The sequence below is a fragment of the Deinococcus sp. YIM 134068 genome (genome assembly GCF_036543075.1).
In the GTDB taxonomy this organism is placed as follows: domain Bacteria; phylum Deinococcota; class Deinococci; order Deinococcales; family Deinococcaceae; genus Deinococcus; species Deinococcus lichenicola.
Genome location: NZ_JAZHPF010000008.1, coordinates 94,822 through 117,623, shown reverse-complemented (window position 1 = coordinate 117,623; position 22,802 = coordinate 94,822). Strand labels below are relative to the sequence as shown.

Here is a 22,802-nt window from a genome sequence, read left to right as displayed (position 1 = left end):
CCCACAGTGACGGCGAAGGGCCAGGGGAGTCGTGCAAGGAGGAGAAGATGCGGCAGGACGCACAAAACCTTCTTGCTGGTCGCGTCACGTGGCTTTCGAACGACGGTGTACGAGGGAGTTCGCGCGAGTAAGTCCGAGACCTGCCTTCTGGCACGGAAAAAGTGAGAACACGTTTCAGCCTTCCTCCGGCGAATGCTTCTCTTCCCCCCTAACTCAGCAGCTCCACGAAGTCGTCGTCCTCCGCGTCCTGCGCGGGCGGCAGGGTGAAGGTGAAGGTCGAACCCTGGCCGCGCACGGACTCCACCCAGATTTGGCCGCCGTGTTCCTCGACGGCGAGCTTGCAGAAGGCCAGTCCCATGCCCGTGTCGAAGCGCCCGTGCAGAGTCAGGCGCGACTGCTCGAAGGCGGCGAAGAGGTTGGGGATGTCGTCGGCGGGGATGCCCTCGCCGTCGTCGCGGACGATAATCAGCGTGTCGTCGCCGTCCTGACGCACCTTGATTTCGATGTGGCCGCCCGTGGCCGTGTGCTTCATGGCGTTGCTCAGGAGGTTCGCCAGCACCCGGCGCAGAATCTCGGGGTCGGCGCGGGCGGGGCTGAGGTTGGGGGCGACCTCCACCCGCACCACGCGGTCGCGCAGGCCGGTGCCCACGTCGCCGCGCGCCTGCTCGATCACCTCCTCGAACATCGGGCTGAACATCAGTTCGGGCCGCAGGTGCATCTTGCCCGCCTGAATCTTGCGAACGTCGAGCATGTTCACCGCGAGGTGGAGCAGGTGCTGGGTCTCGTCGCGGGCGATCTTGACGAGTTCGCGCGTGTCGTCGGGCACCCGGTCGTCGCCCTCCGCCACCTCCAGCAGCCCCATGACGGCGGCGATGGGGTTTTTCAGGTCGTGGACGAGCATATGCACGAGCTGGTCGCGCACCCGCTCCTCGTGTTCCCACGTTTCCAGGCGGCGTTGCAACGCCCCGACGCGGCCCTCCAGCTCACGGTGCCGGGCGGCGCGGGCGAGCAGGGTCCGCACCTGGAGGGCGAGCGCGTCGGGGGCGGTCGTGTCGCTGATCAGGGCGTCGGCCCCCGCCGCGAGGAGGGCACCCAGGCCGTGCGTTCCCACCGCGAGCCAGTGGGTGCCCGCCAGTTCCGCGCGCTGGCGCAGCAGGGGCAGCACCTCGGAGAGCGGCACGCCGGGCAGGTTGGTGTACAACAGCGCCACGGCGGGCGGCCTCACGTGGGCCTCGCGCAGCAGCGTCTCCGCGTCGGGAATGGGCACGACCTCCACCCGCCCCAGCATGGGCGCGAGCCGGGCGGCATGCGAGGCGTCGTGGGAGACGACGAAAACCACCTGAGAATGGACCACCTGGGCATCGGCGCTCGGCATCACGTCCCCGGAGTCTACCCCGCCTGTGAGAGACGAAATGGCGAAATGTCTTCCAACCCCGGCAGCAGGGCGGGTCAAAGCAAGGCACGCCTCCTCCACGCGGGAAAGAGACGTGCCCGTGAGAGTGAAGGAGGTTAGCCCTTCACGCTCCCCGCCAGCAGCCCGCGCACGAAATAGCGCCCCAGCAGGATGTACACGAGCAGCGTGGGCAGCGCGGCCAGAATCGCGCCCGCCATCGGCAGGTTCCAGCTCACCGCCTGCCCGCCCGCGAGCTGCGACAGGGCATAGGTGACGGGCTGCGAACTCGTATTCGTCAGGGTCGCCGCGAACAGGAACTCGTTCCAGACCTGGGTGAACTCCCAGATGATCACGACGACGAAGCCGGGCACACTCAGCGGGAAGATCACCTGACGGTAGATGCTCCAGAAGCCCGCCCCGTCGATGGTCGCCGCCTCCACGAGCGCGTCGGGCACCTCGGCGTAGTAGTTGCGGAAGATCAGGGTGGTGATCGGCAGGCCGTACACGACGTGCGCGAGGATCAGCCCCCAGATCGAGCCGTACAGCCCCAGGCTCTTGATGAACTGGAAGAGGGGGATGAGGACCGCCTGATACGGGATGAACATCCCGAAGAGCATCAGGGCGAAGAGGGTATTGGCCCCCCGGAACTTCCATTTGGCGAGCGCGTAACCGTTCAGGGACCCCAGCAGCGCCGCGAGAATAGTGGCGACCACCGCGAGAAACAGGCTGTTGAGCATGTTCCCGCCGATCTTGGCCCAGGCGTCGGTGAAGCTCGCCCAGTTCAGCGCGCGGGGCCACTGCCACGTCGTCGCCAGATTGATCGCGTCCGGCGACTTGAAGGCCGTGGCGATCAGGAGATAGATCGGCAGCAGGAAGAAGAGCGCGGCGATGACGAGCAGGGCGTACAGCCCGGCGCGGCCCAGCCCGAACTTGCGGGAGGTGGGGGTGGGCGTCGCGGAGGTGGTGGGAGCGGTGGTGGTCATGCGTGCCCCTCCTCACTGCGGAACGAACTGCTCAGGTACGGGACGATCACGAACGCCACGAGAATGAGCAGGATCGTGCCGATGGCCGCGCCGAGCGCGAACTGGTTCTGGCGGAAGCTCGTGAGGTACATGTTCAGGGCGGGCACCGAGGTGGCGGTGTTGTCCGGCCCGGCCATCGCGTACACGAGGTCGAAAATCTTGAGACTGATGTGCCCCAGGATGATCATGGCCGACAGGGTGATGGGCGCGAGCAGCGGGAAGATGACGTGGCGGTACATCCCGAAGTCGTTCGCCCCGTCCACCTTCGCCGCCTCACGCAGCTCCTCGGGGATGCCGCGCAGTCCGGCGAGGTACAGCGCCATCGTGTAGCCGCTCATCTGCCACACGGCGGCGACGATGATGCCGATCAGGGCGAGGTTGAAGCCGTGGAGTTCGGGGGCGGGAAGGAGCTTGACGTTCGGCCCGACGAACAGCGCCCAGCCCAGCAGGAGCGCGGCGCACGCCCCGGCGACGATGGCCCGCGTCCGGTCGCCCGCGCGGGCGGCGCGCACGGCGAGGAAGATCAGGACCAGCCCGACCACCGACGCCGTGAGGAGCGGCAGCGCGTTCCAGTCGAACCGCCAGATCGCGTCCGTGCTACTCAGCCACCCGAAGGACCCGGCGGGCAGGCCGAGCGCGGTCGGGAACTGGTTGAGTCCCCCCTGCGGCTGAAGCATCCAGCGCCAGATCGTGCCCGTCACGATGAAGCTCAGGCTCATGGGAAAGAGGAAGATCGTGCGCCACAGCCCCTCGCCCTTCGGGTTGCGGTCCAGCACGAGCGCGAGGCCCAGCCCCAGCCCCAGGCACCCCAGGATGAAGAACAGGGTGAAGAAGATGGTGCTGACGAGTTCCTGCCGGAAGCGGCCCTGCAAGAAACCGGTGAACAGCTCCCCATAGTTGGCGAGGCCCACCCAGCGGATGATGGGGTCCAGGGCGAGCGCCTGCGCGGGGTCGTTGCCCCAGTCGGTGAGGCTGACATACACCGTGCGCGCGATGAAGCCGTACACGAAGACCGCGAGCAGCACGACGCTCGGGAGCAGGACGGCGATGGACCACAGACGGTCACGGGACAGGGATTTCAAGGGAGGATCACCTCGGTTCTCTGGGACGTAGGTTGTGGGTTGTAGGCTGCAGGGAAGGCCCCACAACCCACAACCCACCGCCTCTACCCGGTTTGCTTTACTGCCCGATGCCCGCCCGCGTGGCAAGCTGCTGAGCCGCCGCCGCCGCGCCCTGCGCGTTCTTGCTGGCGACGAACTGGTCGATGATCGCGCCGAACGCGCTCATGAAGCTCTCGGGGGCGACGGCCCCGTGGACCATGCTGCCGACGATCTTGTTGCGCTTCCAGTCGGTCGCGGCGCTCTTGCTGTAGGTGTTGTACTTGCTCAGATCGCTGTCCGTGCGGGCGGCGATGCTGCCCTTCAGCGGGTTGAAGGCGTCCTGCCCGGCCTTGCTGCCCATCAGCTTGAGCCAGTTCAGGGCCTCGGTGCGGTTCTTCGCGCCCTTCGGCAGCCCGAAGGAGTCGGCGAGCATCACGAAAGTGCCCGTGGTGCTGGGGCTAGCCGCCCAGCCGAAGCCGGTGTTGGGCTGAAGCTTCTTGGTCGTCGTGAAGTACCCGGCGGCCCAGTCACCCATGACGTTGAAGGCGCTCGTGCCGTCCACGATGCGGTCGGAGGCCTGCTGCCAGCTCAGGCCGGAGGCGTCCTTGTTGGCGCAGTCCATCACGCGCCCGAAGGTGGCGAAGGCGGAGACGACTTTGGGGTCCGTGAACTTGGTGCGCCCGCTCCACAGGCTCTCCCAGCCCTGCGACCCCAGCGAGCCGATCATCACGCTCTCCCACAGGTGCTGCTGGGTCCAGTTCTCGCCGACGACCAGGGGCGCGGCCACGCCCTTGCGCTTGAGGGTCGCGCAGGTCGTCAGGAACTCGTTCCACGTCTTCGGCGCGGTGACGCCCCACTGCCGCAGCTTGGCGGGGTTGTACCACATCACGTTGGAGCGGTGGACGTTGACGGGCACGCTCCAGATGCCGCCCTTGCTGGACAGCAGCGTGATCACGTCCTGCGGGAAGACCTTGGTCCACCCCTCGGACTGGAACACGCTTCGCAGGTCCTCCATGCGGTTCGCCACGACCCAGGTGCCGATCAGTTCCTGCCCGGCGTGCGCCTGGAAGGAGTCGGGGGGCGTGCCGCCGAGCATCCGCGTCTTGAGGACCGCCTTCGCGTTCGTGCCCGCGCCGCCCGAGACGGTTGCGTTGTCCACGGCCACCGCCGGATACCGCTGCTTGTAGAGCTTGACGAGGGCATCGAGCGCCGGACCCTCGTCGCCCGCCCACCACGAGAAGATTTCGAGTTTGCCGGCGGCAGACGCAGTGCCAGTGACGGTGAGGGCGGCGGCGATCAGCAGGGCTTTTTTCGTGAGACTCTTCATGAATGCTCCTCCGTGCGTGGACGCCGACCCACCGTGGACCTACGGCGGGACGGTTTAGGGTGTCTTATTGCGGACCTCATCCTGCCACCATGAGGGCCATTTGTCAAAGTGATGGCGGCGCTTTTTGCCGTGACGATGACAGAGCAGCCCGTGACTGGAGGGCGGGAGGATTCCCACAAGCGCGTGGAGGAGCTTTTTTTCGCACTTCAGTGGAGCAGGGAAGCGTGGAAGAAGCTTTTCTTCCCCCGTCGGGGGCACCCAGGTGCCGACCACCCGTCAGCCCTTCTGCTCACCCTCGTCGTCAGCAGACCGGGCCTGCCCCTCGGGACGCAGGAGCGGGAAGAGGAGCACGTCACGGATGGAGTCGCTGTCCGTCAGGAGCATGGCGAGGCGGTCCATACCCATGCCCATCCCGGCGGCTGGGGGCATCCCGTACTCCAGCGCGAGGAGGAAGTCCTCGTCCTGCTCGTGGGCCTCGTCGTCCCCGGCCTCGCGCCGCGCCGACTGGGCCTCGAAGCGGGCGCGCTGGTCGAGGGCGTCGTTGAGTTCGGAGTAGATCGGGGCCAGCTCGAAGCCCGCCACGAAGAGGTCGGCCCGCTCGCTGAGGCCGGGGCGGGAGCGGTGCGCCTTCACGAGCGGGCTGATCGCCAGTGGCACGTCGGTCACGAAGGTGGGCTGGATCAGCGTATGCTCCACGTACTCGCCGAACAGCTTGTCGAGCAGCTTGTAGTCGGGCACCTTCCGCAACTCGGGGTGGCGCTCGTCGGTCCAGGCGCGTAGCCGGGCGAGGTCGGTGGGATCGAAGTCCAGCCCGGCGGCCCCCCGCAGCGCCGTCACGAAGTCCAGCCGCCGGAAGGGGAGCGAGAAGTCCACCTCCTGCCCCTGATACGTGAGGCGCGGCTCGCCCTTCACCTCCATGACGAGACCGTGCAGCATCTCCTCCACCAGCCGCATCATGTCTGTGTAGTCACCGTAGGCGAAGTACGCCTCCAGCATCGTGAACTCGGGGTTGTGGGTGCGGTCGATGCCCTCGTTGCGGTAGTTGCGCCCGATCTCGTACACGCGCTCGAAGCCGCCGACGAGGAGGCGCTTGAGGTACAGCTCCAGGCTGATGCGGAGGGAGAACTCGTGCCCGAGCGCGTTGTGGAAGGTCTTGAAGGGCCGCGCCTCCGTCCCGCCCGGCACCACCTGAAGCGTCGGCCCCTCCACCTCCATGAAGCCGCGCTCGTCGAGGAAGCGGCGGATGTGGCGGATGGCCTGCGCGCGGACCCGGTACGCCCCCCGCCGCTCCGGGCTGACCATCAGATCGAGGTAACGGCGGCGGGCGCGCAACTCCTCGTCCTGCAACCCGTGGAATTTGCTGGGCAGCGGGTGCAGGCTCTTGACGAGGGGTTGCCAGGACTTGACCCGCAGGGTGAGCTGCCCCGTCCGGGTGACGAAGGGAAAGCCGACAACGCCGATGATGTCGCCGAGGTCGATCTTCTTGGTGGCGTCGAAGCCCTCGGTGTCCTGTTTGGAGAAGTGCAGTTGAATCTGCCCGTCCTCGTCGCTCAGGTCGGCGAAGGCAGCCTTGCCCATGTGACGCAGCAGGGTCACGCGCCCGGCGAGGGCGTAGGTCTCCCCCGGCCACTCCTGCCCGGCCTCAACGTCTGGATGGGCAGCGAGCACGTCGCGGGCGTGGTGGGTCTGGTCGAAGCGGTACGGAAACGCCTCGAAGCCCGCCTGACGCCACGCGTCGAGGTTGTTCAGGCGGCTCACCGTCTGCTCGTGCAGCCCGTTTGGGCGACCTTCGGGGGCGGGGGGCTGGTCGGACATGAGGGGGAGTATAGGAGCAGGGGGCGGAAAAGAGCGGGCAGAGAGCCGGGAAAGTCCCCTGCCTTCTGCCATCGACCTTCTGTCTTCCGCCTCAGTACTCCACGTTCTTGACCCGGTACTTCACCTGCTTGCCATTATCCAGATTGACCACAAAGGTCTCGTCGGGCTTGCGTCCCATGAGCTGCTTGCCCACCGGGCTGTCCTCGCTGATGCGGGGAAGGGTGCCGCCGAGGACCGCCGCCTCCGGGGCGCTGACGACCTGCACGCGCATGTCCTTTTTGGTCGCCTCGTTCGTCAGGGTGACGATGGCCCCAAGTTCGATGCTGCCCGCGCCGCCGTGTTCCTCGATGATGGAGGCGCGGGCGAGGGTGTCCTCCAGTTCCTCGATGCGCGCCTCGATGCTCATCTTCTCGCGCTTGGCGTCCTCCAGGCCGGTGTCCTCGGTGTCGGCGCTCGTGTCCATCTGTTCTTGCAGGATGCGGGTCGCCTCGGCCAGCCGCCGCTGCTCCTGTTCGAGGGTGCGCTCCAGTCGGGCGTAGCCCTCGCGGGTGAGTCGGACCTGTCTTGTCGCTTGTACCACGGGCGTCCTCCAGAAAGAGAGCGGATGAGGAAGGGGCCAGAATGAGCCAAAGGAGGGGACGGGAAGTGCCCAGCATTTTGCCATAGCTGTGTTTCGGCGGCAACGCGGAATCGTCTCCGTGGAGAGTTGCCAGGGCAGATGCCGGGAGACTCTCCTCTTCTCGTGAAGAACGCCGTGGGGGAGGACAGACCGCCAGGCGGCGCCGTCCGTCCTCCCCCGCATAGGAGGGCCGACTTATTTGGGCAGGAACGAGACGCTGATCAGCCAGCGGTCGGGGGTGCCCTCGGGCGACCACTGGTAGCCAATGCTGGGGCCGATCAGGGTGGGCAGGGCCTCCACACGGAAGAGCACGTCGCCGCGCAGGTAGGTGTACTTGCTCGTCCAATCGCGGGTGACGCGGGTTCGCAGGGCACCCAGCGCGAAGGCGGGAGGAGTGCTGCCCACGGGCAGGCGGTAGGTGATGGCGGCGTTGGTCTCCTCGTAGCGCCCATAACTCAGGTCGCCGATGGGCACGCTGCCGACCGCGAACCGCTCGAACTGCGAGGCGTCGAGTATCAGCCCGCGCAGGGGCGAGATGTTCGCGCTCACGAAGAAGTCGGCGCTGCCCTGCGCCTGCCTCTGGGAGGGAAAGGTGAAGGCGCGCACCGTGGCGCTGAAGCCCGTATTCAGCCGCCCGAAGGAGCGCCCGTACCCGCCGCCCACCTCGGTCTGGGTGTAGGGCGCGACCACCTCGTTCTGGAAGGCCACGCCCACGTTGCTGAGCACGCGCACTCGGTCACTCGCCACCGTGAAGGCGTACCCGCCCGTGAAGCGCGAGGACGCCCCGTTGCCCTGAAGGCGACCGCTGAACTGGGTGCCCTTGAAGGGATCACGCGTCGCCTCCAGGCGCGGGATTCCGGCAGCGGCGGTCGCGCCGTTGTTGAACACGCCCGCCGCGAGGGTCGTGTCGTTCAGGCGCGTGCTGACGTTGTACTCCCAGTAGTTCGGCTGCCGGGCGAGCGACACCCGGATGTCGGGGTCGAAGGGTAGCGGGAAGTACCGCACCCCGAAGCCCACCTCGTTCGACGCGAGGAGTTCGGTCGAGGAAAAGCGCGACATGTAGTTGGCGGGCAGCCGCAGGCCCCCAAACAGGTTGGGCGACGCACTCTGGGCGGCGGCGAGGGTTGGCAGCGCCAGCGCCAGCGCGGCGGCCCCGGCTTTCAGGAAGGAGGCAAAACGTTCGACCACCCAGGCATCGTGACGGCGCTTCCTATGCAATACCCGTAATCTGTCTAGATCAACGTTCCACTCCGGGAGGAAGTTCACACAGACTGGAGAACTACTCCCTCAAGCTTACTTTGTGCTGATGGTTCCGCCTAAACGCGGACGTTCACGATGGTGACGCCGTGCCCGCCCTGATTGGCCTCGGCGTCGTGGAAGCTCTCCACCCGTTTGTCGGTCTTGAGGTAGTCACGCAGCAACCTCCGCAGCACACCCTGGCCCTTGCCGTGGACGACGCGCAGGGGCGTTTCCTTGAGGGCCTGCGCCTCGGTGATGGCGGTGCGAAGTTCCTCGACGGCTTCCTCCACGCCGAGGCCGCGCAGTTGCAATTCCTTGTCGAAGCGGGAGGGCGCGGTGCCCCCGAAGGAGGAGCGGACGACCTGGGGTTTGGCCTCGGGCTGAAGCCGCACGTCGCGCCGCTTGACGCCGATCTTCATCACGCCGAGCTGCACCACGAGGTCGTCGCCGCGCAGTTCGAGCACCTGCCCGCTCGCCCCGTAGGCGGGCACGTCCACCCGGCTGCCGACGCGGATGGGGTCGCCGCGCTCCTCACGGGCGGGGGGCGGGGCGGGGCGGGCCTTCTGGGCGGCGGAGCGCAGTTCGCGGAGTTCCTGCATCACGCGTGGGCGGGCACCGTCCTCCTGGGCGCGGGCGCGCAGGGTGCGGACCCGCTCGATGGCCTCGGCGTACAGGCTCTCGGCCTTCTGGGCGGCCTCCGCCAGCATCTCGCCCCGGCGGCGTTCCAGCGTCTCGCGCTCCTGCCTCACGCGGGCGAGTTCGGCCTCCGTCTCGCGTCGGGCGGTGGCAGCGGTCTCCAGCTCCCCGGCGAGGTCGGCCCGCTCGCGCTCCAGCCCCTCCAGCATCCGCTCCATCAGGCCCGCGTCGGGACCGAGCAACCCCTCGGCCCGCCCCAGCACGTTCTCCGGCAACCCCATGCGCCGGGCGATGGCGAGCGCGTAGGAGCGGCCCGGCTGCCCGACCTGCAAGGTATAGGTGGGGGCCAGGGCCTCCAGGTCGAAGCCCATGCTGGCGTTCTTCAGACCCGGCGTTTCCAGCGCGAAGAGCTTGAGGGGCGAGAGGTGCGAGGTGATGATGCCCCGCGCGTCCTGCCCCAGCAGCGTCTCGATGATGGCCTGGGCGAGCGCGGCCCCCTCACCGGGGTCGGTACCGCTGCCCAGCTCGTCGATGAGGACGAGGGTATCGGGTGCGGCGTGCCGCAGCACGAAGCGCAGGTGCTTGAGGTGCGAGGCGAAGGTGGACAGGCTCGCCTCGATGCTCTGCTCGTCGCCGATGTCCACGAGCACGTCGCGCACGACGGGGAGGCGAGCTTTGGACGCTGCCACGTACATCCCGCACTGGTGCATCAGCACGGCGAGGCCGAGCGTCTTGAGGGTCGCCGTCTTGCCACCCATGTTCGGCCCGGTGATCAGGAGCATCTTCGTCTCGCCCAGCTCGATGTCGTTGGGAACCGGATTCTCGATCAGGGGATGGCGGGCGTCGCGCAGCTCATAGGTGCCGCCCTTGACGTGTTCGGGGCGGTTGAGGTGCCAGTCACGCGCCAGCCGGGCCTTCGAGGCGATGAGATCGAGTTCGCCGATGGTGGCGAGGGTCACGGGCACGTCCGCGTCGGAGGCGAGCAGGCCCGACAGCTCGGTGAGGATGCGGCGGACCTCGGCCTCCTCGTCGAGGATGAGGCGGGCGAGTTCGTTGTTCAGGGGCGTGACGGTGGCGGGTTCCACGAAGTACGTCTGCCCGGTGGCCGAGGCGTCCACGATGATCCCCTGCACCTGCCCGACCCGGCTCGCCTGCACGGGCAGCACGTAGCGGTCCCGGCGGATGGTGACGATGTTCTCCTGAAGCACGTCCGACCACTTCTCCAGCGTGGCCGCCAGCCGCTCGCGGATGCGCCCGCGCAGGGGTTCGATGCGCCGCCGCAGGTCGCGCAGGCGGGGGCTGGCCTCGTCACGCACCGCACCGTCCCGGTCGAGGGCCGACAGCACGCGCCGCACGAGTTCGCCGTGGTCGCCGAGGCCGAGCGCCACCTCCCGCAACGGGCCGCGTGAATTGGCATTGATCGCCCGCCGCACCGACATCGCTCCGTCGAGGGCATAGGCGGCGTTGAGGAGGTCCTGCCCCGATAGCACGCGCCCGTCCACCGCCCGCGCGTGGATGTCGCGGATGTCCCCGATGCCGCCCAGGCTGAGGCTGACGCCGAAGAGGGCGTCCTCCACCTCGTCGAGTTCGCGGGCCACGCGCCCGGCATCGGTCGAGGGCATCACGGCGCGCGCCCGCTCTATCCCCAGCGGTGTGGAACTGCGCTCGGCGAGGGCGTCGCGGATGCGAGGAAAGTCGAGGGCGGACAGGGCACGGGCGTCGAACGGCACGGGGGGAGCATAACAACGGGTCCGGGGAGGGAACGTGCGCCGGGTGGCTTAGGAGAGGTAAAGGATTGAGCGTCGGCGCGTGGGCGAGCAGTTGCGTCGGTTGACCCACAGGACGAAGGCTGTGGGCTTTCTCCTCCCTCACGGAGACGTAACACAGCGCGTCAACAGGGCCTATGCTCGAACGGCGCTCAGGAACGAGTTGAGGGAGAACTTCGCTGCTACCCTGCCTCCAGTGAAGTTCACCGTCCTGTCGACAAGCCTCGACCCCCAGAGCCGCAGCCGTTGGATGGCGGAGTTGACGGCGGCGCAATTGCGGGCGGCGGGACATAAGGTGACGCTCCTCGACCTCCGGGAGACGCCCCTGCCCCCCTTCGACAACGACACCTGCTACGCCCACCCGCACGCGGGGCTGTACCACTCGGCCATCCGGGAGGCGGACGGGGTGTTCCTCGCCGTGCCCGTGTACAACTGGGGTCTGGGGTCGGAGGCCAAGAGCCTCGTCGAGCTGACGGGCAGCACCGACCCCGAGCGCGGACTGCACGGCGCATGGTTCGACCGGGTGGTGACGTTCCTCGTGTCGGGCGGGCTGGCCCACGGCTACCTCAGCCACGGGGCCTTCGCCTTCGGGCTGATGACCGACTTCCGCTGCGTGGTCAACCCGCATTTCGTGTACGCGACCTCTGCCGAGTGGGCGGCGGACGAGGTGCCAGGCGAGTGGCTGACGGGACGACTGGCGCAGGTGGTGGAGCGCGGCGTGGACCTCGCCCAGCGGTTGAGGGACCGCCCCTACCGCTCGATCTGGGAGGTCTGATGACGGCTCCCGTCTCACGGACACCCCTCCTGCCACCCACGGAGAAACCGCGCGTCGTCGTGGAGCATCCCGACTTCTACGTGGTCCACAAGCCCGCGCTGTGGCTCACCCATCCGGTGCGGGCGCGGGTGGATGTGTCCGACGTGCTGACCTTCATGCGGTCGGAGACGGGGGAACCCGACCTCGCCCCGCCGCACCGCCTCGACCGAGAGACGAGCGGAACTCAACTTCTGAGCCGCGACACCGATGCCGCGCGGCGCTTTTTCACCCTGTTCAAGACGCACGTCGTCGGCAAGACGTACCTCGCCATCGTCCACGGAGAGCCGGAGTGGGAGCGGCACACGCTGGACGCCCCGCTCGGAGACTTGGGATTGGGTGGGGCGAACAAAATTGCCATCCGTCAGGCGGTCGTACCGAACGGGCGGCCCGCCGTCACCGACTTCAGGGTGGTGGAACGGCGTGCGGGCTTCACGTTGATCGAGACGTACCCGCGTTCCGGGCGGCTGCATCAAATCCGCGCCCACCTCTCACACCTGGGCCTGCCGCTGGTCGGCGACAAGATTTACGGGCGCGACCCGCAGGCGTTCCTCGACTTCATGGAGCACGGGCAGACGCCGGACCTCACCGCGCGGCTGCTGCTGCCCCGGCAGGCTCTCCACGCCGCGCGAATCGCCTTTCCCTGGGCGGGCACCCAGTTCGCGGCGGAGGTGCCGCTGTCGCCGGATTTGCGGGCGTTCTGGGAGGGGCTGGCGTAAAGGCTTCACCCCCTCCCGGCCTCCCCCCTCAAGGGGGAGGGGCTAAAAGAGCACGAGCGTCAGCCAGTTTTCTCCCTCTCCCCTTGCGGGAGAGGGCTGGGGAGAGGGGTGGCGAGCACCGCTCGCCCTTCTCCAACATCATCCCCGCCCAACCTCACACCACCACGCGCTTGAACTTGCCCTCCTCATCCTGGGCCGACAGTTGACCGTACATCAATTCCTGCTCGACCACGCGGGCCACGTCCTCGCCGAGTTGCACGGCGTCGCGGTCCTCGCCGGGAAGCGGCTCGGCCACCACGTCGAAGCCGCGCAGGGCATCCACGTCCTGATTGCGAACTTCCACGCGGAGGGTGCCGCCCTCCACCCGTGAGTCGATGCTGAGGCCCTCGGGGTGGTCGTAGGTGAAGGAGGCGCGGAAGGCGAGCAGGGCATCCTCTAGGTTCATGGGGGGCAGTCTGCCGCGCCCCCACCCCTCCTGACTACTGCGCCGCCCACACCTGCCCACATCTGTAAAAGGGCCGTAAAGCCGCGCTTATACTCGCTCCACATGACCCTTTCCTCCCCTGCGGCCCCCCGCCCCAGCCCGTGGGTGCTGTCCGCCTTCTGGTTCGGCACGGCGTTTCACTGGCTGCTGCTGCTCCTCATCCTGCTGCCCGCCAACGTGGTGCGTTTCGTCGGCGAGGAGCAGAAGGGCACCTACCTGGGCGTCCTGCTGTTCATCGGGGCCGTAATCGCGCTCGTGCTGCCGCCGCTCGTCGGGGCACACAGCGACCGCACGGGGCGGCGGGTGCCCTACATCCGTCTCGGGGTGGGCGTCAACCTGGCGGGCCTGGCGGTGATGGCGTTCGCGGCGAGCGTGCTCAGCGGCGTCGGGGGCTTCTGGGTGTATGTCCTCGGCTTCCTGCTCGTGCAATTCGGGAACAATTACGCGACAGCCCCGTACAGCGCCCTCATCCCCCAACTCGTGCCGCCGGAGCAGCGCGGACGATACAGCGGCGTCATGGCGATGTTGCAGGCGGTGGGACAGTTGCTGGGAGCGGTCGCGGCCTTCGTGGTCGGCCTGTTGAATCTGCCCGTCCTCGTCTCGTTCGGCCTCATCGCCGCCGTGCTCCTCATCCCGGCGCTCGTCACGTTGCGGGGGGTGCCGGAGACGGGGGGAACAGCTATCCAGACGGCGCGGGGACCGACCCTCTCCTGGCGGGAACTGTTCGCGCATCAGCCCTTCTTCTGGGTGTTCGTGACGCGGGTGCTGTTCGCGCTGGGGCAGTACAGCGTGCAGCCCTTCTTGCAGTATTACAACACCGACGTTTTGGCGCAGCGCGACGCGGAGACGAGCACCTCCATCATGCTCGTGTGCATCATCGTGGGAAGTATCGCCTCGGCGCTCGTGGGCGGGCGGCTGAGCGACCGCGTGGGGCGCAAGCCGGTGATCTATGTGGCGGGAACGGTGATGGCCGCTGCCGCGCTGCTGCTGCTGCTCGCGCCGAGTTACCCGGTGGCGCTGGCGCTCGCCGCGTGCTTCGGGCTGGGCTTCGGGGCCTTTACCAGCGTGGACTGGGCGCTGGGCAGCGACGCCATGCCGAGCGCGAGCAGCTACGCCCGCGACATGGGCATCTGGCACGTCGCCTTCGTCGCCCCGCAGATGAGCAGCGCCCCGCAGGGTGCCCTGCTCGACTGGGGCAACGCGCAGGGCGGCAACCTCGGCTACACGCTCGTCTTCGGCATCGCCGCGCTGTTCTTCCTCGCCGGGGTGGTGCTGGTGCGGAACGTGCCGGAGGCGGTGCGGGGGCGGGCGGCGACGTGAGGAGCAATCAGCTTTCAGCTGTCAGCGGTCAGCGGTCCCCTTCAGCCTCACCCGGCCTGACGGCAATCTTTAGACGGTGCGGACGTGACCAAAGCGGATGAGCTGCACCGTGACATGCTCGGGCCATGAGCCATGTGAACGAGAGCGAGGGCAACCACCTCAGCCGCGAGGAATCCATTAAGGCGATGGCCGCGATCATCAAGGACGTGAAGTTCGCGATGCTCACCGTCATCACCGAGAACGGGCACCTTCAGGCGCACCCGATGACGACCCAGCAGGCCGAGTTCGACGGCGACGTGTGGTTCCTCGGCGGCAAGGACACCAAGCAGGTCCAGTCCATGCGCGCCCAGCCGCAGGTGAACGTCAGCTACTCCGACCCCGACAAGGGCAACTACGTCAGCATCAGCGGCACGGCGGAGCTGGTGGAGGACCGCGCCAAGCTGGAGGAGCTGTGGAGCGACGGCTACAAGGCGTACTTCCCCGGCGGCATCGACGACCCCACCATCCAGCTCGTGAAGATCAACGCGACGGGCGGGGAGTTCTGGGGCAGCGACGGCAAGCTCAAGAACATGTTCTCGCAGGCCCGCGCGGCGATCACGGGCAAACCCGCCACCGACCTGGGCACGAACGAGACCGTCAAGTTCTGAGCCGTTGAGCAGGGAAGGAGGGGCGTGGGCGCTGAGGCCCGCGCCCTTTTCCCTTTGCCCCGCGTCCCGCCCAGCCGAACCGCCGGGGGGAGTCGGGACGTATGCTCGGCCCTGTGACCTCTCCCCCGCTCGCCTCCACCCACGCCGGAGCCTCCCAGGTCCGGTGGGCGCTGACGGGCATCCTTCTCACCGTGACGCTGTGGGGGGCGAACGTGGTGCTGCTCAAGGTGGTCTTGCAGTACCTCAGCGCCGAGACGATCAACCTCGGGCGCTTCCTCGTGGCGGGTGTTTTTCTCGTCGCCCTCGCTGTCCGCTCGCATGGCTGGCCGCGCTGGGACGCGCGTACCTGGGGGCAGGTCGCGCTCGTCGGGCTGCTGGGCAATTCCCTGTTTCAGGCGTTCTTCCTGAGCGGCATCCGGGCCAACCCGGCGGGTGTGGCGGGGCTGGTCAGCGGCATCGTGCCCGTGCTCGTCATTCCGCTGGGGCTGCTGCTGGGCCAGCGGCCCTCGTGGCGGCAGGGGGTGGGCGTGGCGCTCGCCTTCGCGGGGCTGGTGGCGCTGCTCGCGCTGACACTGCAACCGGGAGCGGCAGTCACGCCGGGCGGTCTCACGTGGGTCCTCGGTGCGGCGGCGGCGTGGGCGCTGTACACGCTCTGGAACCGGCCCCTCACCGAGCGGCTGGGGACGCTGCCCTTCGTGGCCTTCAGCCTCGCGCTGGGGTGTGTGCCCTACGTGGTGTGGGCGCTGCCGCGCCTGTCCATCTCCGGCGACGTGCCGCCCCTCGCGTGGGCCGGGATAGTCCTCAGCGCCCTCGGCGCGAACGTCGTCGCCTATCTCGCCTGGGCGAACGGGGCGCAGGTCCTCGGGGCCGCCCGAACAAGCGTCTGGAACACCCTCGCGCCCGCCGTCTCCCTCGTCCTCAGCGCCGCCGTCCTCCACGAACGCCTGCCCTCCGCCGTGTGGCTGGGGGCACTCGTCATCCTGGCGGGGGCGGCCCTGGCGAACTGGCCGGGGCGTGGAGCGAAAGGGCGGGGGTAAGAGTGTGTTTACCGTATTGGCGGTAGTTGTATGGGGGGAGTGACGGGCGCGTGTTTTGGGTTGCCAAGCTCGCTCACCCCCTCTCCTGCGGAGCTGTGCCAGTCCCAACCTCCCCCCAGGGGACGCTTGATGCGAATTGCGAATTGGGCAAGAGGAGCACTTTTATCGTCTGACAGAAGGACAAGCGGTGCTCTACCCCCCTCCCCAACCCTCCCCCACAAGGAGGGAGGGAGAACAAAGCACATCTGGCACGCTCGCTTCTTATTGCACATCAAGGGTTCAAGGGAGAGGAGGAAAAGAGCGAAGGCGAAGGCTTATTTCTCCCTCTCCCCTCGTAGGAGACCCGCAGAGCTGCGAAGCAGAGGGCTGGGGTGAGGGGGCGTGTGACCCGCTCTACTGCCCCCGCCCATCAATCCAGCGCCCATCAATCCAGAGTCATGTCGATGACTGGATGCCCCTTCTCTTTCTCTCCCTCTTCCTTCTTCTCCACCGGGGGCGTGACGGTGTGCCACGACAGGTTGCCGGGCGGCGGCGCGGGCTGCACCGTCACTTGAAAGGGGGTGGGCGCGGGTCGGGCGTCGGCTGCTGGAGCCGGAACCGGGGACGCCTGACCCTGCGCGGCGCGGCGGGCGGCGATCAGGATGGAGTCCACCTCGGCGGCGCTCAGCAGGCCCTTCGTCTGGAGGGTGCTCAGGATGGCGAGGGCGAGTTTGCGGGCATACTCGGCCTCGTTCGGCGGGGGGGGCGTGGGGGCACCGCTCTTCGTCATGGCCGCACCCTAGCGCGGGGATGTGGACGGTGTATGACATGGGGCGAACGTCCCAGATTGTGAGGAGAACTGCGCCCCCATTGAAACTTCACTCACGAAGTGACAGAGGGTGTCCCGCCGACTGGAATGCCCGCCGCAGGGGGAGTGTGGCGGGATGATATTCTGTGGAGCGTCTGAAGGCCTGGATTCAACAAGTGGTGTGAGGCTTCACCCACACGGCAAAAGAGGCGGTCCGGTGGTGCTGAGCGGCGGGCCGCGCACGGGCGCGAGGGCGCACGAGGAGGACGAGGAATGTACCGAGGAAGAGAGGGACAGTGGGCGTGGATGCTTCACCGCCTGTCCGGGCTGGCGATTCTGGCCTACTTTCTGATTCATGTCATCAGCATCAGCCTGTTCATGTTCGGCGAGCAGGCCTATATGGCGCTGCACACGACCTATGAATTGCCGATCTTCAGCCTGGGCCTCATCGCGGTGACGGCGGGCGTGGTTTATCACTCCCTCAACGGGCTGCGAATCATCATGATGGACTTCACGGGCATGGGCGTGCTGTACCAGCGGCAGATGTTCTGGGGCGTGCTGGGGCTGACGCTGCTGGCGACCGCCTACACCGCCTTCATCGTCATCGGGCGACTGCTCGGGGGTGAGGGATGATCCGCGCCCGCACCTACACGGACGCCCAGCAGCAGGCGCACTCCAACGCCGAGCTGAACTGGTGGATTTTCATGCGGATCAGCGGTCTGGTCCTGGTGTTCCTCGTGCTGGGGCACATCTACATGACGTTCATCCAGGTCAGCGAGGCCGACGCCACGTACATCGCCGTGGTGAACAAACTTCAGCAGCCCGCGTGGAAGCTCTATGACTGGACGATCCTGACGCTCTCCATGCTGCACGGGGTCAACGGCGCGCGCTACTCCATCGAGGACTACGTGCGCTCGCGGCCCAACCGGGCCTGGGTCAAGACGATCTTCTACACGGTGGCCGCCGTCATCTTCACGCTGGGCACGGTCGGCCTGTTCTCGATCTGAGCAGCCCTCATCCGAATCTGAGGTCAAAGGACGCATATGCACCATCGTTATGACGTACTGGTGGTCGGCGCGGGCGGCGCGGGACTGATGGCCGCCCTCTACGCCGCCAAAGGGGATGTGTCGGTCGCCTGCATCACGAAGCTCTACCCCACCCGGTCGCACACCGGGGCCGCGCAGGGCGGCGTGGGCGCGGCGCTCGGCAACGTCGCCGAGGACCACTGGGAATGGCACATGTTCGACACCATCAAGGGCGGGGATTACCTCACCGATCAGGACGCGGCGGAGATTTTTGCCAAGGACGTGATCGAGGCCGTCTACGAGCTGGAGCACATGGGCCTGCCGTTCTCGCGCACCGAGGAGGGCAAGATCGCCCAGCGCAAGTTCGGCGGACATACGCGCGAGTTCGGCAAGGCGGCGGTCGAGCGCAGTTGCTACGCGAAGGACCGCACCGGGCACATGATTCTGCAAACGCTGTACCAGCAGAACGTGAAGGCCGGGACCAACTTCTACAACGAGTTCCACGTCACCGACCTCATCATCGAGGAGGGGCGCTGCCGGGGCGTGGTGGCCTACCACCTCGCGTCGGGCGAGATCCACACCTTCCACGCGAAGGCCGTGATCCTGGCGGCGGGCGGGTACGGGCGCATCTTCAAGATCACCTCGAACGCGCTGACGCTCACCGGGGACTTGATGAGCCTGTACTACCGCAAGGGCCTGCCGCTGGAGGACATGGAGTTCTACCAGTTCCACCCGACGGGCCTCGCCAAGCTGGGCATCCTCGTCACCGAGGGCATTCGCGGTGAGGGCGGCATCCTGCGCAACGAGAGCGGCGAGCGGTTCATGGAGCGGTACGCGCCGACGATCAAGGACCTCGCGCCGCGTGACATCGTGTCGCGCTCGATCATCACCGAGATTCGCGAGGGCCGGGGCGTGGGGCGCGACAAGGACGCGATCAACCTCGACCTGACGCACCTGCCGCGAGAGACCATCGAGCAGAAGCTCGCGGAGATCACCGACCTCGCCAGGACGTACCTCGGCCTCGACCCCATCAAGGACCTCGTGCCGATCCAGCCGACGGCGCACTACGCGATGGGCGGCATCCCCACCGACATCAACGGGCTGTGCCTCGCGGACGGCAACGGCACCTCGGTCGAGGGCCTGTACGCGGCGGGCGAGCAGGCGTGCGTGTCGCTGCATGGGGCGAATCGACTGGGCACGAACTCGCTGGGCGACCTGATCGTCTTCGGGCGGCGGGCGGGCATCTTCGCCGCGCAGTACGCCCGGCAGGCCGAGTATGCCGAGATGCCGGAGAACCCCGAGCGCGAGACCGAGGAGGTCTTCAGCCGCCTGCGGAACGCTTCCGGCAAGGAGAACTCGGCCATGATCCGCAAGGAGTTGCAGGAGTCGATGATGAACAACGTCGGCATCTTCCGCAACGGCCCGGACATGGAGCGGCAGGTCGAGATCATCAAGGAACTCAAGGCGCGCGCCGCCCACGTCGGCGTCTCGGACCCCAGCACGCGCTACAACGGCGAGCTGATGGAGGCGCTGGAACTCGGCTTCATGCTCGACTGCGCTGAGGCCACGACCGCCAGCGCGCTGAACCGCAAGGAGTCGCGCGGTGCCCACGACCGCGAGGACTACACCGAGCGCGACGACGTGAACTGGCTCAAGCACACGATGGCCTACAAGGACCTGAACACCCCCGACAACGTGCTGATCGGCTACAAGGACGTGGCCCTCAAGGGCTACACGCGGGCCTTCGAGCCGAAGCCGAGAGTGTACTGATTGGCGTGTGGCCTGTGGCTTGTGGCCTGTAGAGAAAAGCCTGTCGTTCTACACGCCACAAGCTACAAGCCCTCTCAACAAAGGAACCCCATGCCCGACTACTACCCCCCCGAGAATCCCGCGCCGAACGTGGCGATGGTGAACATCAAGGTCAAGATTCTTCGCTTCAACCCGGAGAAGGACAAGAAGGCCCGCTGGGAGACGTACCCGGTGGAGGCGCAGCCCGCCGACCGCGTGCTGGACGTTCTGAACTACGTCAAGTGGTACGTGGACCCCGCGCTAACGTTCCGGCGCTCGTGCGGGCACGGCATCTGCGGCAGCGACGCGATGATGATCAACGGGCGCAACCGCCTCGCCTGCAAGACGCTCTTGCGCGACGTGGTGAAAGACGGCGGCACGATCACGGTGGAACCCATTCGCGGGCTGAAGGTCGAGAAAGACCTGCTGACCGACATGGAGCCGTTCTTCGACGCCTACCGCGCGATCATGCCGTATTTCATCAACGAGTCGCCGCCGCCCGCCGGGGAGCGGCTGCAATCGCCCGAACTCGCCGAGCGGATGGCGCAGTCGAGCAACTGCATCCTGTGCGCGTGCTGCACGACCTCCTGCCCGATCTTCTGGGTCAACGGCTCGTACCTCGGCCCGGCGGCCATCGTGCAGGCGCACCGCTTCATCTTCGACAGCCGCGACCAGGCCACCCATCAGCGCCTGAACATCATGAACCAGAACACGGGCGTCTGGCGCTGCCGCACCGCCTACAACTGCACCGAAGCCTGCCCGCGCGACATCCCGATCACGCAACTGATCGAGGAGGTCAAGCGCGCGGTGATGTACCAGCAGGCGTAGGGAGCGGTCAGCTCTCAGCCGTCAGCAATCAGCAACAACAAGGAGGGGCGAGGGCTGTGGCCTGCCGCCTCTCTTCTTTTGATGGGCAAAAGAAGACTTGTGGCAGGCAGGCTCTTTTTCCCCCTCTCGCCTTGCGGGAGAGGGCCGGGGAGAGGGGTGACGAGCAACGTTCGTCCATCTGTCAGACGACAAAAGTCCTCTTTCTGACCAAGTTTTGGTTCATGTCGAGCATGGGCGCAGAGAGGGAACGTGACGACTAGGCCGCGTCTCCTCTCATCACCCATCACTTCTTCCTCAGCCCCACGAGCAGCCCCGCCGTGAATCCCCCCGCGAAGGGCAGCCGCGCCGTCAGAATGTCAAGCAACCACGCTCCGCCTTCTTGTCGTTGGAACAATGGTTCGGCAAGGGACTGGACGCGCGTCCAGTTCACGGTGAGGAGGTCATGGAAGGCGAGGAGTTGCACGGCGAGGACGAGCAGGCCGAGCGCGACGAGGACGACCCGCCCGAGCTTTCTCAGGGCGAGGCCGGTGGCGAAGCCGAGCAGCGTGCCGACGCTCAGGCCAGGGAGGAGGGGGTGGAGGGCGTGGGCGAGGGGCGCGGTGGAGAGGGTGTCGGGAAGCACGGGAACGGGAGCAGAGTAATTTCCCACCTCTTGCAGGTTTCTTGCGCCATGCGCCAAAAGGATGAGGGCGACCGGGGGCGCGGGACGGTATGGTGTGCCCAGTGTGACCGAGGTGCCCGACATCCTCACGCCCGAACTCCTGGCCCGCCTGACCGCCGGGGAGGAGGCGGCGTGGTACAGCTTCGTGAGCGCCTACGAGGGCCGGATGTACGCCTACCTCTACCGGCTGGAGGGCAATGCCGAGGACGCGCTGGACCTCACGCAGGAGGTCTTCTACCGGGCGTGGAGGAGCATCCGCACGTTTCGGGCGGGCGAGCGGGTGCTGCCGTGGCTGTATCAGGTGGCGCGCAACACGCAGATCGAGTCTCATCGCCGCAAGCAGCTCCAGCGGTTCAGCCTGGAGGAGGCGCGCGAGGACGTGGGCTTCGAGGTCACGAGCGTGGCCCGCTCACCCGTGCAGGCCGCCGAGAGCGCCGACGCGCAGGACCGGGTGCAGCGCGCGCTGATGCGCCTTCCCGAGGAATACCGGGAGGCCGTCGTGCTGCGCTTCGTGGAGGACCTGCCCTACGACGAGATCGCGCAGATTCAGGGGGTGGCGGTGGGCACGGCGAAAAGCCGCGTCTTCCGGGCGAAGGAGCAACTGGCGGAACTGCTGGCGGACGCGGCAGACGTGCATTGAGGGCGACCAGCGGCCAGCCGCCAGCGTCCAGCAAAAGAAGGGCCGCTGACTGACTCCTGATCACGTAGCCGGATTCACGGCGTCCCACACGTCAACTCCCCTAGAATGAACCCGTGATGAAGGTCGGCGCGTGGGTGCGGGGCGGGGTGCTGGCGTTGGGATTGGCGGGGGTGCCGTGGGCGGCGTTCGTGGAGGCACAGACGGCCCAGCCCGCCGCGTTCCGGGTGGGCTTCTCGATGGACTCCGAGACGCGGGCACCGCTGACGGTGGCGTTCACGGCGCAGGCACCGACCGAGTACCGCGTGGAGTGGGACTTCGGGGACGGAACCGGGGCGACGGGCGCGCGGACCTCGCACACGTTCTACAGGCCGGGGCGCTACACGGTGCGGGCGCGGTTGCTCGACACGCGCGGGCAGGTGCAGGCCACGGCGAGCGGCCCATTGACGGTCCTCAGCAGCGGCCCCGAACGCGCCGAGGCGGTCGTGCTGCTGGGGCGGGGCGAGGTGCGCCTCAGCGCGGCGGGCAGCGTGGCCTACACGCCGGGCACACCGACCCTGCTCCTCGACGGTCGCCCGGTCGGGGCTGGACCCGTCCCCATCGCGGCGGGCGAACACCGCGCCACCGTGCGCGTGCCCGGTGAGGGCGGCGTGCTGGAGCGCACCGTCACGTTCCGCACCGCGCCGCTTCCGGGCAGCGTGCCCTTCGAGACGGAGGTGCTGCGCCTGACCAATCAGGCCCGCGCACGGGGGTACAACTGCGCCACCGGGCGGGAGGGCGGCCCCGCGCTGCCCCCGCTGACCCGCGACCCGCTGCTGGAGGTTGCCGCGCTCGCCCAGTCGGCGGGCATGGCACTCCACGGCTACTTCGACCACCAGAGTCCGGTGGACGGCAGCACACCCTGGCGACGCGTCCAGGCGACGGGCCTGCGCGCCCGTGCCTCCGCCGAGAACATCGCGGGCGGGCAGACCACCCCGGAGGAGGTCGTGCAGGGGTGGCTCCGCAGCCCCGGCCACTGCCGCAACATCATGGGCGACTTCAAGCGCATCGGCGTGTCGTACGTGAACCGCCCGGAGACGACCTATGGGCGGTACTGGACGCAGGTGTTTGCGACGTTGGAGGGGGAGTGAGGAGTCGAGGA

The 22,802-nt window shown here is 67.6% G+C and carries 22 protein-coding genes; 11 read left to right on the top strand and 11 right to left on the bottom strand.

Annotated features, from left to right (window positions below):
• Window positions 1–208: 208 nt before the first annotated feature.
• The 8 genes from V3W47_RS10165 to V3W47_RS10130 all read right to left on the bottom strand — a co-directional run bounded on the left by V3W47_RS10165 (window position 209) and on the right by V3W47_RS10130 (window position 10,881).
• Window positions 209–1,375 (bottom strand): sensor histidine kinase, encoded by a 1,167-nt coding sequence (locus V3W47_RS10165; protein ID WP_331825093.1) that lies wholly within the window; start codon window positions 1,373–1,375, stop codon window positions 209–211.
• A 134-nt stretch (window positions 1,376–1,509) separates the two neighbouring features.
• On the bottom strand, window positions 1,510–2,376 hold the full coding sequence (locus V3W47_RS10160) for a carbohydrate ABC transporter permease (RefSeq protein ID WP_331825092.1): 867 nt from the start codon (window positions 2,374–2,376) through the stop codon (window positions 1,510–1,512).
• Window positions 2,373–3,497 carry a carbohydrate ABC transporter permease gene (locus tag V3W47_RS10155; protein WP_331825091.1) on the bottom strand — a complete coding sequence of 375 codons (1,125 nt, stop codon included), beginning with the start codon at window positions 3,495–3,497 and terminating at the stop codon, window positions 2,373–2,375. The genes V3W47_RS10160 and V3W47_RS10155 overlap by 4 nt, the downstream gene beginning before the upstream one ends.
• Window positions 3,498–3,594: 97 nt before the next feature.
• Window positions 3,595–4,842, bottom strand: coding sequence for an ABC transporter substrate-binding protein (locus V3W47_RS10150; RefSeq protein ID WP_331825090.1), 1,248 nt, complete (start codon window positions 4,840–4,842; stop codon window positions 3,595–3,597).
• A gap of 276 nt (window positions 4,843–5,118) precedes the next feature.
• Window positions 5,119–6,657: a lysine--tRNA ligase gene (gene lysS, locus V3W47_RS10145; RefSeq protein ID WP_331825089.1), complete on the bottom strand. Its 1,539-nt coding sequence runs from the start codon at window positions 6,655–6,657 to the stop codon at window positions 5,119–5,121.
• Between the two features lie 91 nt (window positions 6,658–6,748).
• Complete coding sequence (locus V3W47_RS10140; protein ID WP_331825088.1) at window positions 6,749–7,237, bottom strand: GreA/GreB family elongation factor; 489 nt, start codon at window positions 7,235–7,237, stop codon at window positions 6,749–6,751.
• Between the two features lie 234 nt (window positions 7,238–7,471).
• On the bottom strand, window positions 7,472–8,464 hold the full coding sequence (locus tag V3W47_RS10135) for a hypothetical protein (RefSeq protein ID WP_331825087.1): 993 nt from the start codon (window positions 8,462–8,464) through the stop codon (window positions 7,472–7,474).
• A gap of 128 nt (window positions 8,465–8,592) precedes the next feature.
• Complete coding sequence (locus V3W47_RS10130) at window positions 8,593–10,881, bottom strand: endonuclease MutS2 (protein ID WP_331825086.1); 2,289 nt, start codon at window positions 10,879–10,881, stop codon at window positions 8,593–8,595.
• Between the two features lie 232 nt (window positions 10,882–11,113).
• Here V3W47_RS10130 and V3W47_RS10125 point away from each other — a divergent pair, with 232 nt between their 5' ends.
• Both V3W47_RS10125 and V3W47_RS10120 read left to right on the top strand, forming a co-directional pair.
• Window positions 11,114–11,692, top strand: coding sequence for an NADPH-dependent FMN reductase (locus V3W47_RS10125; RefSeq protein ID WP_331825085.1), 579 nt, complete (start codon window positions 11,114–11,116; stop codon window positions 11,690–11,692).
• Window positions 11,692–12,447, top strand: a complete 756-nt coding sequence (locus V3W47_RS10120; RefSeq protein WP_331825084.1) for an RluA family pseudouridine synthase — start codon at window positions 11,692–11,694, stop codon at window positions 12,445–12,447. Before V3W47_RS10125 ends, V3W47_RS10120 begins: the two co-directional genes overlap by 1 nt.
• 154 nt (window positions 12,448–12,601) lie before the next feature.
• Here the strand turns inward: V3W47_RS10120 and V3W47_RS10115 are convergent, their stop codons facing one another.
• Window positions 12,602–12,892: a hypothetical protein gene (locus V3W47_RS10115; RefSeq protein ID WP_331825083.1), complete on the bottom strand. Its 291-nt coding sequence runs from the start codon at window positions 12,890–12,892 to the stop codon at window positions 12,602–12,604.
• Between the two features lie 102 nt (window positions 12,893–12,994).
• On the opposite strand from V3W47_RS10115, the gene V3W47_RS10110 reads away from it, so the two are divergent.
• From V3W47_RS10110 to V3W47_RS10100, 3 genes are all read left to right on the top strand, one after another.
• The gene (locus V3W47_RS10110; protein WP_331825082.1) at window positions 12,995–14,251 is read left to right on the top strand and encodes an MFS transporter; all 1,257 of its coding nucleotides are present in this window, start codon (window positions 12,995–12,997) and stop codon (window positions 14,249–14,251) included.
• Between the two features lie 125 nt (window positions 14,252–14,376).
• Window positions 14,377–14,898 (top strand): pyridoxamine 5'-phosphate oxidase family protein, encoded by a 522-nt coding sequence (locus V3W47_RS10105; protein ID WP_331825081.1) that lies wholly within the window; start codon window positions 14,377–14,379, stop codon window positions 14,896–14,898.
• 113 nt (window positions 14,899–15,011) lie between these two features.
• Window positions 15,012–15,935 carry a DMT family transporter gene (locus V3W47_RS10100; protein ID WP_331825080.1) on the top strand — a complete coding sequence of 308 codons (924 nt, stop codon included), beginning with the start codon at window positions 15,012–15,014 and terminating at the stop codon, window positions 15,933–15,935.
• A gap of 424 nt (window positions 15,936–16,359) precedes the next feature.
• Here V3W47_RS10100 and V3W47_RS10095 read toward each other — a convergent pair whose 3' ends face one another.
• Window positions 16,360–16,704, bottom strand: a complete 345-nt coding sequence (locus V3W47_RS10095) for a hypothetical protein (RefSeq protein ID WP_331825079.1) — start codon at window positions 16,702–16,704, stop codon at window positions 16,360–16,362.
• A gap of 291 nt (window positions 16,705–16,995) precedes the next feature.
• On the opposite strand from V3W47_RS10095, the gene sdhC reads away from it, so the two are divergent.
• The 4 genes from sdhC to V3W47_RS10075 all read left to right on the top strand — a co-directional run bounded on the left by sdhC (window position 16,996) and on the right by V3W47_RS10075 (window position 20,363).
• Window positions 16,996–17,355, top strand: coding sequence for a succinate dehydrogenase, cytochrome b556 subunit (gene sdhC, locus V3W47_RS10090; protein WP_331825078.1), 360 nt, complete (start codon window positions 16,996–16,998; stop codon window positions 17,353–17,355).
• The gene (locus V3W47_RS10085) at window positions 17,352–17,729 is read left to right on the top strand and encodes a succinate dehydrogenase hydrophobic membrane anchor subunit (protein WP_331825077.1); all 378 of its coding nucleotides are present in this window, start codon (window positions 17,352–17,354) and stop codon (window positions 17,727–17,729) included. Before sdhC ends, V3W47_RS10085 begins: the two co-directional genes overlap by 4 nt.
• A gap of 36 nt (window positions 17,730–17,765) precedes the next feature.
• Window positions 17,766–19,517, top strand: a complete 1,752-nt coding sequence (sdhA, locus tag V3W47_RS10080; protein ID WP_331825076.1) for a succinate dehydrogenase flavoprotein subunit — start codon at window positions 17,766–17,768, stop codon at window positions 19,515–19,517.
• A gap of 90 nt (window positions 19,518–19,607) precedes the next feature.
• A complete protein-coding gene (locus V3W47_RS10075) occupies window positions 19,608–20,363 on the top strand; it encodes a succinate dehydrogenase iron-sulfur subunit (RefSeq protein WP_331825075.1) in 756 nt (251 codons plus the stop codon).
• A 283-nt stretch (window positions 20,364–20,646) separates the two neighbouring features.
• On the opposite strand, the gene V3W47_RS10070 is transcribed toward V3W47_RS10075, so the two are convergent.
• A complete protein-coding gene (locus V3W47_RS10070; RefSeq protein WP_331825074.1) occupies window positions 20,647–20,985 on the bottom strand; it encodes an FUN14 domain-containing protein in 339 nt (112 codons plus the stop codon).
• 103 nt (window positions 20,986–21,088) lie between these two features.
• Here V3W47_RS10070 and V3W47_RS10065 point away from each other — a divergent pair, with 103 nt between their 5' ends.
• Window positions 21,089–21,664, top strand: a complete 576-nt coding sequence (locus V3W47_RS10065; RefSeq protein WP_331825118.1) for an RNA polymerase sigma factor — start codon at window positions 21,089–21,091, stop codon at window positions 21,662–21,664.
• A gap of 116 nt (window positions 21,665–21,780) precedes the next feature.
• Window positions 21,781–22,791, top strand: a complete 1,011-nt coding sequence (locus V3W47_RS10060) for a CAP domain-containing protein (RefSeq protein WP_331825117.1) — start codon at window positions 21,781–21,783, stop codon at window positions 22,789–22,791.
• Window positions 22,792–22,802 lie beyond the last annotated feature (11 nt).

Coding starts and splice junctions, on each gene's coding strand:
- V3W47_RS10165 (WP_331825093.1), bottom strand. CDS start 1,375: ATGCCGAGCGCCGATGCCCAGGTGGTCCATTCTCAGGTGGTTTTCGTC.
- V3W47_RS10160 (WP_331825092.1), bottom strand. CDS start 2,376: ATGACCACCACCGCTCCCACCACCTCCGCGACGCCCACCCCCACCTCC.
- V3W47_RS10150 (WP_331825090.1), bottom strand. CDS start 4,842: ATGAAGAGTCTCACGAAAAAAGCCCTGCTGATCGCCGCCGCCCTCACC.
- lysS (WP_331825089.1), bottom strand. CDS start 6,657: ATGTCCGACCAGCCCCCCGCCCCCGAAGGTCGCCCAAACGGGCTGCAC.
- V3W47_RS10120 (WP_331825084.1), top strand. CDS start 11,692: ATGACGGCTCCCGTCTCACGGACACCCCTCCTGCCACCCACGGAGAAA.
- V3W47_RS10115 (WP_331825083.1), bottom strand. CDS start 12,892: ATGAACCTAGAGGATGCCCTGCTCGCCTTCCGCGCCTCCTTCACCTAC.
- V3W47_RS10110 (WP_331825082.1), top strand. CDS start 12,995: ATGACCCTTTCCTCCCCTGCGGCCCCCCGCCCCAGCCCGTGGGTGCTG.
- V3W47_RS10105 (WP_331825081.1), top strand. CDS start 14,377: ATGAGCCATGTGAACGAGAGCGAGGGCAACCACCTCAGCCGCGAGGAA.
- V3W47_RS10095 (WP_331825079.1), bottom strand. CDS start 16,704: ATGACGAAGAGCGGTGCCCCCACGCCCCCCCCGCCGAACGAGGCCGAG.
- sdhC (WP_331825078.1), top strand. CDS start 16,996: ATGTACCGAGGAAGAGAGGGACAGTGGGCGTGGATGCTTCACCGCCTG.
- V3W47_RS10085 (WP_331825077.1), top strand. CDS start 17,352: ATGATCCGCGCCCGCACCTACACGGACGCCCAGCAGCAGGCGCACTCC.
- sdhA (WP_331825076.1), top strand. CDS start 17,766: ATGCACCATCGTTATGACGTACTGGTGGTCGGCGCGGGCGGCGCGGGA.
- V3W47_RS10075 (WP_331825075.1), top strand. CDS start 19,608: ATGCCCGACTACTACCCCCCCGAGAATCCCGCGCCGAACGTGGCGATG.
- V3W47_RS10060 (WP_331825117.1), top strand. CDS start 21,781: ATGAAGGTCGGCGCGTGGGTGCGGGGCGGGGTGCTGGCGTTGGGATTG.